The organism is Vibrio sp. V12_P9A6T4, from assembly GCF_963874835.1.
Lineage (GTDB): Bacteria > Pseudomonadota > Gammaproteobacteria > Enterobacterales > Vibrionaceae > Vibrio > Vibrio anguillarum.
Genome location: NZ_CAWNJO010000032.1, coordinates 1 through 12064 on the forward strand (window position 1 = coordinate 1; position 12064 = coordinate 12064).

Annotated in this window: 12 protein-coding genes; 6 read left to right on the forward strand and 6 right to left on the reverse strand. The window is 44.2% G+C overall.

The genetic code is table 11. The features are described from left to right. Positions 1 to 256: IS200/IS605 family transposase (tnpA, locus tag AACQ42_RS02210; protein ID WP_141195641.1), on the forward strand; the 256-nt coding region annotated here is incomplete at its 5' end. A gap of 48 nt (positions 257 to 304) precedes the next feature. Here the strand turns inward: tnpA and AACQ42_RS02215 are convergent. From AACQ42_RS02215 to AACQ42_RS02230, 4 genes are all read right to left on the reverse strand, one after another. Further along, positions 305 to 1609, reverse strand: a complete 1305-nt coding sequence (locus tag AACQ42_RS02215; protein WP_094166241.1) for an IS4-like element ISVa16 family transposase — start codon at positions 1607 to 1609, stop codon at positions 305 to 307. 144 nt (positions 1610 to 1753) lie between these two features. Further along, a complete protein-coding gene (pfkA, locus tag AACQ42_RS02220; RefSeq protein WP_026027886.1) occupies positions 1754 to 2716 on the reverse strand; it encodes a 6-phosphofructokinase in 963 nt (320 codons plus the stop codon). 260 nt (positions 2717 to 2976) lie between these two features. Then, positions 2977 to 3885: a CDF family cation-efflux transporter FieF gene (gene fieF, locus AACQ42_RS02225; RefSeq protein ID WP_010318335.1), complete on the reverse strand. Its 909-nt coding sequence runs from the start codon at positions 3883 to 3885 to the stop codon at positions 2977 to 2979. Positions 3886 to 4007: 122 nt separating this feature from the next. Next, on the reverse strand, positions 4008 to 4505 hold the full coding sequence (locus AACQ42_RS02230; protein ID WP_017049227.1) for a CpxP family protein: 498 nt from the start codon (positions 4503 to 4505) through the stop codon (positions 4008 to 4010). 183 nt (positions 4506 to 4688) lie between these two features. Between AACQ42_RS02230 and AACQ42_RS02235 the strand changes: the two genes are divergently transcribed. The 3 genes from AACQ42_RS02235 (at position 4689) to trmL (ending at position 7351) form a co-directional block, all read left to right on the forward strand. Continuing rightward, positions 4689 to 5375, forward strand: a complete 687-nt coding sequence (locus AACQ42_RS02235) for a response regulator (protein ID WP_094166242.1) — start codon at positions 4689 to 4691, stop codon at positions 5373 to 5375. After that, the gene (gene cpxA, locus AACQ42_RS02240) at positions 5375 to 6775 is read left to right on the forward strand and encodes an envelope stress sensor histidine kinase CpxA (protein WP_094166243.1); all 1401 of its coding nucleotides are present in this window, start codon (positions 5375 to 5377) and stop codon (positions 6773 to 6775) included. The genes AACQ42_RS02235 and cpxA overlap by 1 nt, the downstream gene beginning before the upstream one ends. A gap of 99 nt (positions 6776 to 6874) precedes the next feature. Next, the gene (gene trmL / locus AACQ42_RS02245; protein WP_013855835.1) at positions 6875 to 7351 is read left to right on the forward strand and encodes a tRNA (uridine(34)/cytosine(34)/5-carboxymethylaminomethyluridine(34)-2'-O)-methyltransferase TrmL; all 477 of its coding nucleotides are present in this window, start codon (positions 6875 to 6877) and stop codon (positions 7349 to 7351) included. 97 nt (positions 7352 to 7448) lie between these two features. Here trmL and cspE read toward each other — a convergent pair whose 3' ends face one another. Together cspE and AACQ42_RS02255 are read right to left on the reverse strand one after the other, a co-directional pair. Continuing rightward, positions 7449 to 7661 (reverse strand): transcription antiterminator/RNA stability regulator CspE, encoded by a 213-nt coding sequence (gene cspE, locus AACQ42_RS02250; protein WP_013855834.1) that lies wholly within the window; start codon positions 7659 to 7661, stop codon positions 7449 to 7451. A gap of 286 nt (positions 7662 to 7947) precedes the next feature. Further along, positions 7948 to 8451 (reverse strand): FxsA family protein, encoded by a 504-nt coding sequence (locus AACQ42_RS02255; protein ID WP_303396289.1) that lies wholly within the window; start codon positions 8449 to 8451, stop codon positions 7948 to 7950. Between the two features lie 479 nt (positions 8452 to 8930). Here AACQ42_RS02255 and aspA point away from each other — a divergent pair, with 479 nt between their 5' ends. Then, positions 8931 to 10385, forward strand: a complete 1455-nt coding sequence (gene aspA / locus AACQ42_RS02260) for an aspartate ammonia-lyase (protein WP_013855832.1) — start codon at positions 8931 to 8933, stop codon at positions 10383 to 10385. Between the two features lie 148 nt (positions 10386 to 10533). After that, on the forward strand, positions 10534 to 11847 hold the full coding sequence (locus AACQ42_RS02265; RefSeq protein WP_017042196.1) for an anaerobic C4-dicarboxylate transporter family protein: 1314 nt from the start codon (positions 10534 to 10536) through the stop codon (positions 11845 to 11847). Positions 11848 to 12064: the final 217 nt, after the last annotated feature.

A 12064-nucleotide genomic window follows, 5' to 3' on the forward strand; every position in this document is an offset into this window, starting at 1 on the left:
CGTTCACTTGGTTGTGATAGTTCCACCAAAAGTTTCGATATCAACGTTGATGGGAGTATTGAAAGGGCGTTCAGCAATCCGCTTGTTTAACAAGTTCCCACATATAAGAAAGAAACTGTGGGGTAATCATTTTTGGGCAAGGGGATACTTTGTTGACACAGTTGGTGTGAATGAAGAAATCATCAGGCGTTACGTAAGGCACCAAGACAAGAAAGATCAAGAATATGAGGCGCAGTTAGAGTTGAAGATAAACTAGCAGCGCAGGGATGCCCCCTTATAGGGGGCTATAAACCAAAGCCGCCTTCTAAGAAGGCGGATTTTTACTCTTAGCATACCGTTGTGGTCTAGGCTTAACTGTTCTAGGGAATGTTCTTTCCCTTCGCCCTTCAAGTATTAAGCTTTCAGCCATGTTGTGAAAACCCTTTAACTGACGAGGTATTGCTCCTGGTGTTGAGTAAGGTAAGCCTACAAGTAACGCAGATACATGAGCTAATGTGCCGTTAAAACTCAGTTGATAAGGAAGATAGTTTCCCTTTAAATTGAAGCAGAGCTCTACCATCTGATATCGAATTAAATTGTAAGTAAGCAAGATGCCCCATAACTCCTGCTTTACCAACTCTGGTAAACGACTTCGCAGCGTGAGACGGTTTCCAAGCATGTATTGTTTTTGCTCTCGGTAGCCTAGCTCTATCTCCCAACGATGCTCATAAAGACCAGTAATATCTTTTGATGGGTAACGCAGGGGATCTGTCATAGAAGTTAATACTTGGTAGTCTTTTCCTTTAATTTTACGAGTGACAAGTCGAGCGGTTATCGACTTTGGTAAATCAGACCATCGCTTTCTAGCTCTTGGATTACTGTGTAATTGAACAAGTTTGTCATTTCGCCCTAAAGATTGAACAATGTCATATTGTGTATTTTTCTTGAGGGGGATAAGCCAATGGCGCTCTGAGCCAGAGTCTTGCCATTTATGTAATAAGCCTAAAGAATAGAACCCCTTATCGAACATTGTCACGCTATGATTCGGTGTTGTTTCTATCAGTTTTTCAGCTAATACCATTTCGTTTGTATTGTAATTATCAAAGGCACTGGCCGTGATAATGTGACTGCTTAGTTCCATTTGGCAGACCATTCTCACCTGCGGATATTGTGTCCCTTTTTGTCGAGAAAATGCATTTTCATTTTGCGGGTTATCGGGCGTGCGCCAAACAACGCCATCGACGCCAAGAAGCGTTAATCCATTCCACTGGGGTAACTTTGCACTTTTTAACCATGAAGTCGTCATTCGCTCAAAGACCGCTTTAATTGCGCCTTCACCCAACGTCTTTCGACGTTGAGTCAGCGCACTCGGTGCGACAAAAGCTTTACCCGTACGGTCGACAATATCAAGTTGGTTAACTAAGTCTTTCATGGATTTATTGTTGTAGATAGCCATTCCAACAAGTAACCAAACCATGGATTCTAGAGTTAATTTCCTCTTTCTCATCGTGACGGTATCAGTAAGAGAATAAGCTTCGTTGATGAGGTCAATTGGAAGTAAGTCAGACAAAGTCTCAACGTTGCTAGGTTTCCAATCATTAATTATGTTTAGAGCTTGAGAAACATCCATAAAAAAATCCAAGTGCATTAAATACACTTGGATTTTGACAGCTCTGAAGGATCGTTCAACCGATCACTTTGGCCTTAACTGATCGGCATTACCGCAATGCGGTCTTTTTTACTTAATCACTTTATACCGAGATGGAAGAAGTGATTAGAATAACTCTTCAGCCACTTTATACAAATCAGTGCGAACTGGACGCTTCATATTTTCAATTGCGTCGATAATATCGTGGTGAACCAACTGCTCTTTCTGAATACCAACACAACGACCACCGTGGCCATCAAGCAGTAAATGTACTGCAAAATTACCCATGCGTGACGCAAGAACACGATCAAACGCCGTCGGGCGACCACCACGTTGAATATGACCCAGCACGGTAGCGCGAGTTTCACGTCCCGTTGCTTTTTCAATTTCTTTCGCCAGTTGGTTAGCATCCATCATCAACTCAGTCAGTGCAATAATGGCGTGTTTCTTACCTTTCTTAATACCGTCTTGAACATTTGCAATCAGTTGCTCCATATTCAGGCCAGTTTCAGGGGTGATGATGTATTCACAACCGCCTGCAATCGCCGACATCAGAGTCAAATCACCGCAATGACGACCCATAATTTCAACAATAGAAATACGTTGATGAGAAGAGGAAGTATCACGTAAACGGTCAATCGCATCGATAACCGTATTTAATGCCGTTAAGTAGCCAATGGTGTAATCGGTACCTGCAATGTCGTTATCAATCGTGCCTGGTAAACCAACGCATGGAAAACCCATTTCGGTCAGCTTTTTCGCACCCATGTAAGAACCGTCACCGCCGATGACAACTAAAGCATCAATACCATGCTTTCTTAGGTTCTCGATCGCTTTTTCACGTACTGCGACTTCACGAAATTCAGGGAAACGCGCAGAACCTAGGAAAGTACCACCTTTATTGATAACGTCAGAAACGCTTGAACGATCCAATTTTTTAATGCGATCTTCATAAAGACCAAGGTAGCCATCGTAAATACCAAATACTTCCAAATCAGCACCGAGTGCCGTACGAACAACACCACGGATTGCTGCGTTCATGCCAGGTGCGTCACCGCCACTAGTCAAAACACCGATCTTCTTAATCATGCTCACCCTCGATTTTTTGGGAACTTAATACTAATTTTTTACGCTGTCCGTTAGCGATAAAACCGACAGCAAAATCTTTCTAATCTGTGCATAATGTTACCTTTCCTAAAGAGGAATACTACTGTTATTTGCACGAAATTATGTAAGTTTGCTACTTATGTAAGAGTATTACAGTTTTGAGTTAATGCTTTGTTGATTCATATCAGAATCAGGCTTATTTATTGTTCTTAAAAAGATAGTTAATAAGCGCGTTTTTGTCGCTACCACCCTTGTGATTTTTGCTTTTTTTCTGGTCCAAACACCACAGAATAAGGATCTTGGTGGATTAATACATCAGCTCCGGGAAAAGCCTCGAGTAGCTTATCTTCCACCTCATCGGAAATGCGATGCGCCTCAATCAAGCGGATATTGTCATCTAGTTCCAGATGTAATTGAATGAATCTTACAGGTCCAGACATGCGAGTTCTTAATTGATGTACACCCAACACACCAGCCACAGAAAGACATTCTGTGCGGATTTGCTTCAATTCTTCATCAGGTAACTTACGATCCAATAAGGTCTGAATGGCCTCTTGTACCATACGAAAAGCACTATAAAGAATATAAACGCCAATGCCGATCGCAAAGATGGCATCGGCCTGTTTAAAGCCAAACCAGCTCAATATAAGCGCGATCATAATCGCCGCATTCATGAACAAATCGGTTTGGTAATGCAATGAATCCGCAGCAATGGCTTGGCTGCCCGTTTTTTTCACCACATGCTTTTGGAACAACACTAAGCCAAAAGTCACTAGCATTGCAAACAGGCTGACATAAACGCCATATTCAGGAGAAGTTAATTCGTGTGGGCGGAAAAAACGGTCAACCCCATTGAGGATAAGAAAACAGGCCGAGCCTGAAATGAACATCGCTTGGGCAAGAGCCGCAAGCGATTCCGCCTTACCATGACCAAAGGCGTGCTCTTTATCTGCGGGCTGCAGTGCGTAACGCACCACAATTAAATTGACCACGGAAGCGGCAATATCAAGTAAGGAATCAATCAAGGATGCGAGTAGGCTGACCGAGCCAGTAACCCACCAAGCGATCACTTTTACTATCAGCAACAATGAGGCTACAAGGGTTGCTGTCCAGGCAGCAAGCGTAACAAGGCGTGCGTATTCTTGTTTCATATCACTAAAATCAGCTTGAGAATGAGCAGGTAGTATACCTTCTCAAATTAAGAATGAATATGACACAAAAATGAACAGGCCTCACCCGAGGCCTATTATCAATGATTAGCGGTTATCAATGACTAGCTATTTTTTTTCATGTGCTTAGGACCATTTTCCATGCACTTCTGCATGCGATCTTGTTGTAGCGTTTGCAGTTTTGCTTTTTGTTCCGGAGTTAGCACACTCATCATGTCATGACGTTTTTCTAGCATCTTGACACGGTGAGCGACCTGTTGATCGACCATCTCTTTGGCTAGTTCATTTGCCGCTGCCGCATCAAAGTTCTCAGCGAGCACGAGAGCCTGTACTTTGTCATGGTGCGCTTTCATTTTCGCTTGGCGTTGACCTTTGTGCTCACCCTTCATCGCTTCGCGATTCGCCTCACGCATTCCTTTCAACTTTGCTTGTTGATCAGACGTCAAATCAAGCTGCTGCATCATGCCGCGATCAAAACCGCCACACTCATCATTTGGGCCTTTATGCTGCTCTTTACCACCAAATGCAAAGACGCTTGCTGTGCTAAGAGTCAGAGGAAGTATCACCGCCGCAAGTACTAATTTTTTTGCCATTTTCATCATCTATTCCTTCACTAAGTGGATTCTAACAAGCTGTATTCACAGCGCTTGAGTGTAGAATAGGGCCTGTACGGTAAAGCAACGTATAGTGAGCGTAAAGAATCGTAAAGAGCTTATTGCTCACTGAATATCTTGCCTATTTCGCAGTAAACTGTACCCATAACTTCCCCAACGACGAGGCGACACATGGCGCATATTCTTCTGATTGATGATGATACTGAGCTCACCAGCTTACTAAAAGAAGTCTTGAGCTATGAAGGCTTCGATGTCTCTGAAGCGAATGATGGAGAGAGCGGGCTCGCGGCCATTCATGATCGCATTGATCTTGTCTTACTCGATGTAATGATGCCTAAGCTTAATGGGATGGAAACGCTGAAAAAGTTACGTGAAAACTGGCATACCCCGGTATTAATGCTCACCGCCAAAGGAGAGGAGATCGATCGCGTCATCGGTTTAGAACTCGGCGCGGATGACTATTTACCGAAGCCTTTCAGTGACCGAGAGCTGCTGGCACGCATTCGCGCGATTTTGCGCCGAACCCAAACCACCAATGGCACCAAACATAATGACGTCATTGAGTGCCAAGATATTCAAGTATACCCCAGCAAGCAGGAAGCCTATTGCCAAGGGCAATTGCTGGACCTTACCACCACGGAATTTGCCTTGCTGACTCATTTTGTGCAAAACCCAGGCGAAACCTTAACTAAAGAAGCGCTCAGCCTTGATGTTCTAGGAAAACGGTTGGCGGCCTTTGACCGCGCGATTGATATGCACGTCTCGAATTTACGCAAGAAATTACCTGAGCGTGTCGATGGTAAATCACGGATTAAAACGCTGCGTGGTCGTGGCTACCTCATGATTCTGGAGGATTAATGCGCCTACCTAAAATCAACAGCCTTTATGGCAGAATTTTTGCCATTTTTTGGTTTACGATGCTGCTGGTGCTGATCGCAGTATTAGCACTGCCGCACCTTGATCCTCGCAAAACCCGTGATATACCTAGCGATGAATACCAACGTCTTACACACTTAAAACAGAAAATAGAGAGTATGTTTAAAGATGAGCATGAACTCACACGTATCCTATTTCGTTTAGAAAATAGCAGCAACAAGCGTGGTGAAGGGCACATGCGCGAGAAGAACGGCACGCCACAATTTTTTATCACAACGCCAGATGGCACAATTCTCACCACCAAAACTCAAGCCGACTTTAAGTTTAAAGCACTCCAAAATTTCGTGACCAGCATTGAATCCATTGATAAGCCACAACAGAAGCTCTATGGCCGTTATATGATTTCAGGTCCATTGCCAATTACCCTTGCTAAGCAAGATCTACTCATGTTTGTCGGTATTCGCTGGAATGAGCCCCCTCCGTTCTTATTGCAACTATTCGACCGTCCGTTCGGCCTACTGCTTGCCGTGATGCTCGTCAGTACACCACTACTCTTATGGCTCGCATGGGCATTGAGTCAACCCGCCAGCCGCCTCGAGCAAGCCGCCAAACGGGTCGCTCGCGGCGAATTTGTGGTCGACCCAAGCTTAGAAAAAGGCACCAGTGAATTTCGCCAAGCGGGACGAAGCTTTAACCAAATGGTAGAAGCCGTCAATCAAATGATTTCTGGCCAGCAGCGATTGCTGTCGGATATTTCACACGAACTGCGCTCCCCTTTAACTCGACTGAGAATGGCCAATGCACTTGCCACTCGTAAACAAGGTAGCAGCTCAGAATTGGAGCGAATCGACACCGAAGCACAGCGTTTAGAGCAGATGATCGGTGAACTGCTGACGCTTTCGCGTATGCAAACCAATAGCCATCTCAGCCGAGAAACTCAACCGCTATCCAGTTTATGGGAGGAATTATTGAGTGATGCCCAATTTGAGGCGGAGCAGATGGAAAAAAGACTCACCTATAATGCGATTCCACCGCACACGATTTCCGGCACACCAAAACTGCTGATGAGCGCATTGGAAAACATTGTGCGTAACGCCATTTACTATGGCAAAGATGAAATCAATATTACCTTTTCGGTCGAAAAAGGCAGACTATCGGTTTGCGTGGAAGACAATGGTGAAGGCGTTCCCGAAAACGAGTTAGACGATATTTTCCGCCCCTTTTACCGTGTTTCCACTGCGCGAGATAGGCACAGTGGTGGTACAGGGTTAGGTTTAGCCATCACTGAAAGTGCCATTCGTCAACACAGCGGTACTATTCACGCAAGTCGCAGCCAATTAGGTGGGTTAAAAGTACAATTCACGCTCCCGTTGGATAGTTAAATTCCACTTATGCCTATATTGCCAAATAACGGGTGACTTGTACTCAATAGGCTCGTCACCTTATACTTCCGGCCCACACTCCTTAAGAGCAGCTATACCATGTTTGATATCGCACTTTACGAACCTGAAATCGCCCCTAATACCGGAAATATTATTCGCTTGTGTGCCAATTGCGGCGCTAATTTGCATCTTATTGAACCGCTAGGTTTTGATCTAGAAGAGAAGAAAGTGCGCCGCGCAGGGCTTGATTACCACGATTTAGCGCGCGTAACGCGTCATGCCAACTTGGATGCCTTTATGGACTACCTTAATGCAGAGCGCGAAACGTACCGGATTTTTGCTTGTACCACTAAAACCACGGGGCACCACGTCGATGCGCAGTTTCAAAAAGGGGATGTGTTGATGTTTGGCCCAGAAACTCGTGGATTACCAGCGCAAGTCATCGAAAGCCTACCGATGACACAACGTATTCGTATTCCTATGATGGCAGAAGCTCGCAGTTTAAATCTCTCTAATGCGGTCGCTATTATTGCGTTTGAAGCGTGGCGTCAAATGGGCTTTGAAGGTGCACAATAACAGCGCTAGTGTTCTAAACACGGTAGGAAGATAAATCACCAAATAGCAAAAAGGCCGCCTAGGCGACCTTTTTATTAATTCTAGATATTAGGCTAGATTACAGAACAGTTACTTGAGCTGCTTGTAGGCCTTTTTGACCGTTTTCTACATTGAAAGACACTTTTTGGCCTTCAATTAGAGTTTTGAAACCGTCAGAAGCGATTGCATTGAAGTGTACGAACACGTCAGCGCCGCCGTTATCTTGAGTAAGGAAGCCGAAACCTTTAGTTTCGTTAAACCATTTTACAGAACCAGTTGTTTTGTTAGACATAATGTGTCCCTTTTATTTAAATTCATAAAGTTATCGCGCTTATGCGCAATGCACTGATAGATTGAATTATTTAATGTTACTAATAAGGTAAGGGAAACACTGAGGACATCAACTTTTACGATGGGATTCTGAGAATTTACTTTTACTTTTATTTTTTGTTTCATTAATAACCCCTGAACAACAGAGCGAAGTAACTATATTCGCTAACGTTGCACTAAGCAATCTATTTCGGCATTTAATTTTTACAACTCAAAACAATAGAGTAAGGAACACCATAAAAAGTCTTTTATTTCAACCTATTACGATCATCATCTTTACGTTCAAATTCACCTTCGAAGGTTTTTCCCGTTTCAGATGGTTCAAAATCACGATCAAATGGGGCTTTGTTATGACGGCTATCATCAAACTGCGCCTGAAAACGGCCTGATACACCATTCACCACCACTTTATTCATCAAATAGTTGGCAAGCAAAGCCCGAGGTGCAGGCAATAGCACCACCATACCAAGTGCATCGGTCAAAAAACCCGGTACTAAAAGCAGCACACCCGCCACCGCCAGCATCACGCCCTCAATAATTTGCTGCGCAGGTAGCTCACCTTGGTGCAAGCGGTGTTGAACGCTAAGTAAAGTTTGTATCCCTTGACTACGAACCAATGATGCACCAACAAATGCCGTAATCAGCACCAAGGCGATAGTTGGCCACATACCTAGCAAGCTGCCTACTTGGATAAAGAGACCAATTTCAATGATTGGCACAAAAATAAAAGCCAGAAGTAAGATTGGAAACACACGCCCTCCTTTGTTTATTGCTCTCACCTTACCGTCAACCACAGGCGACTACAACACTCAACGCTCAATCAAAGAGCACCACCTCACAGCCTAAATGACTAAATAGAGCCAGTATCTATCTTAAAATAGACCGAATATTGGCTCTATCTGAAATCCATTCATTCGCTCATTTTGCTAACAAAACCTGAACAAATCTCATACCACACAGACAAATCCAACCGCCGGCATCACAACTATTTATCAACGCGATAACTGTTTTTAAAACCTAAAAATAACGCATGTGAGTGCGTATCAAATTTTCATAAAATATTGACCTAAAAGGTGATCCACTTACTATTTTTTAAATCTAGGTTGAGTATGATGTGCCACAGAAGTCAGGACGGATTTTCCAGCCTAAAATTCTGACGAATGGATTCTTAAACTGCAGAAATGGCTAATAATTTCACTAATTATCAGAATAATTCTCTAAGGATCCTGTTATGGCTACCCTATCAGAAACGACAGCTGCTACAACTAACTCGGCCACTCGTATCGAAGAAGATCTATTAGGTCAACGTCACGTTCCTGCTGACGCGTATTACGGCATTCATACGCTGCGCGCTATCGAAAACTTTAATATTTCAAAATCAACCATTTCTGATGTGCCTGAATTTGTACGCGGTATGGTGATGACTAAAAAAGCCGCCACGCTAGCCAACAAAGAGCTCGGCGTCATTCCAAGCCAAGTGGCTAATTACATCCTCCAAGCGTGTGACTTGATCCTAGAAACAGGTAAGTGCATGGATCAATTTCCGTCAGACGTATACCAAGGCGGCGCCGGTACTTCTGTCAATATGAACACCAACGAAGTGATCGCAAACCTTGCTCTGGAATTGATGGGTAAAGAAAAGGGTCAGTACGAGTTCATCAACCCCAATGACCACGTTAATAAAAGCCAATCAACCAACTGTGCTTACCCTACTGGTTTTCGCATTGCGGTATACAACAGCATCCTGAAACTGATTGATTCTATTGCCTATCTAAAAGGTGCGTTTGAGCTAAAAAGCCAAGAGTTCTCTGGCATTTTGAAAATGGGTCGTACTCAATTGCAAGACGCCGTACCGATGACCGTAGGTCAAGAGTTCCGCGCTTGGGCGGTCACCATTAATGAAGAGATCCGCAACCTAGAGTACACCTCTAAACTGCTGCTTGAGATTAACCTTGGCGCAACAGCGATCGGTACTGGCCTGAATGCGGCGCCGGGATATCAAGCGGCGGCGGTGAAACACCTTGCTGCGGTGACTGGCTTAGCTGTGGTACCAGCGGAAGATTTAATTGAAGCAACCTCTGACTGCGGTGCTTATGTTATGGCGCACGGCGCGCTAAAACGCCTTGCTGTGAAACTCTCTAAAATCTGTAATGACTTACGTCTTCTTTCATCTGGCCCTCGCGCGGGTCTAAACGAGTTGAACCTACCTGAACTGCAAGCTGGGTCTTCCATCATGCCTGCAAAAGTAAACCCTGTGGTGCCTGAAGTGGTCAACCAAGTGTGCTTTAAAGTACTTGGTAACGACAACACTATTTCCTTTGCCGCAGAAGGTGGCCAATTACAGCTAAACGTGATGGAACCTGTGATTGCACAAAGCATGTTTGAGTCAATTGAAATTCTTTCAAACGCCTGCATAAACCTTCGTGACAAGTGTGTTGACGGCATCACTGTCAATAAAGAAGTGTGTGAAGCTTACGTATTCAACTCTATCGGTATCGTGACTTACCTTAACCCATATATTGGCCACCATGAAGGTGACATCGTGGGTAAAATTTGTGCGGAAACGGGTAAGAGCGTACGTGAAGTGGTGCTTGAGCGAGGCTTACTCACCGCCGAAGAGCTCGATGACATCTTGTCCGTCGAAAACTTTATGCGCCCTCAGTACAAAGCGAAACGCTACGAATAATCAAAAAAGGCTCTGATTCAGAGCCTTTTTACTTTCTACAAGTTATTAAGTGAGGAAAAATTGCGTTACATCATGGCGCAAAGCATACCGTTCAATATCGCTGAACCTGTAGAATGACCCTATTTTTCATTATCTTTAGGAGTATAAGATGTTCTTAATTGAGTTCCTTATCGTATTAGGATGTATCCTAATTGGTGCAAGGATTGGTGGTATTGGGCTTGGTGTGATGGGCGGTATTGGCCTTGCTGTACTGAGCTTTGGATTTGGCATGCAACCAACCAGCCCACCGATTGATGTGATGTTGATGATCATGGCCGTGGTTGCAGCAGCAGCCTCAATGCAAGCGGCTGGCGGTTTAGATTATTTGATCAAAATTGCCACTAACATTTTGCATAAAAACCCTCGCCACATCACTTTCATCGCCCCTTTGGTAACTTACTTTTTTACAATGATGGCTGGTACAGGTCACGTGGCCTATTCAGTACTGCCCGTTATTGCTGAAGTGAGCCGTCGCAGTGGTATTCGTCCAGAACGTCCTTTAGGTATGGCGGTGATCGCGTCACAATTTGCGATTGTAGCTAGCCCAATTGCGGCCGCCGTCGTGGCGTTAGTCGCCTTCTTAGAACCACAAGGCATCACGCTAACGGATGTGTTGATGATCACCATCCCAAGTACCATTCTTGGTTTGGCTTGCGCGTGCTTATTCGTCAATAAAATCGGTGTTGAGCTGAAAGACGACCCAGAATATCAACGTCGCTTGCAAGACCCAGAATTTCGCGCAGAGATGGAACAAGAAGTATCAATTGCTGATATTCAAATCACGCCACAAGCGAAAAAATCGGTCGGGCTATTTTTGTTCGGTGCCATTGTGGTGGTGGTGATGGGTGCATTGCCTAGCTTGCGCCCACAATTTAACGGCTCAGCCATGGGGATGGCGCACACGATTGAAATCGTGATGCTGTCTATCGCGGCGCTGATCATTTTACTGTGCAAACCTGACGGCAACGCCATCAGCCAAGGTTCCGTATTCCATGCAGGTATGCGTGCCATCGTGGCGATCTTCGGTATCGCTTGGTTAGGTGACACCTTCATTGCCGGCCATGGTGCCATGGTCAAAGAAGCGGTCTCTGGCCTAGTGGAAGTCGCACCATGGACATTCGCGTTCGCGTTATTTGCTCTGTCGGTGATGGTCAATAGCCAAGGCGCAACAACAGCCGTGTTAGTCCCTGTTGCAATAACCTTGGGTTTGCCACCAGCCATTATTATTGCGGTTTTCGTTGCCGTTAACGGTTACTTCTTCATTCCAAACTACGGCCCTATCATCGCATCTATCGACTTTGACCGGACTGGTACCACTCGTATTGGTAAGTATATTTTCAACCACAGCTTTATGCTCCCAGGCTTGTTAAGCATGGTGTTTAGTATTGGTTTTGGTTTGTTGTTCTCCAATATTTTGATGTAATCTCTACTATTGTTATAAGGGAGCTTTGGCTCCCTTTTTATTTGTCACGTATAAAATATTGATACATATCAATAAAGCAATAAATAATTACTTCTCTTCACTCATTCAGCTTAATGAATAAAATTTCAATATATTTACCCTACAACGATTATCCGCCTATCTCCATGTCTTCGAATAAAAAGCGTAAGAATATAATTCCATTATTTACACTCAATTA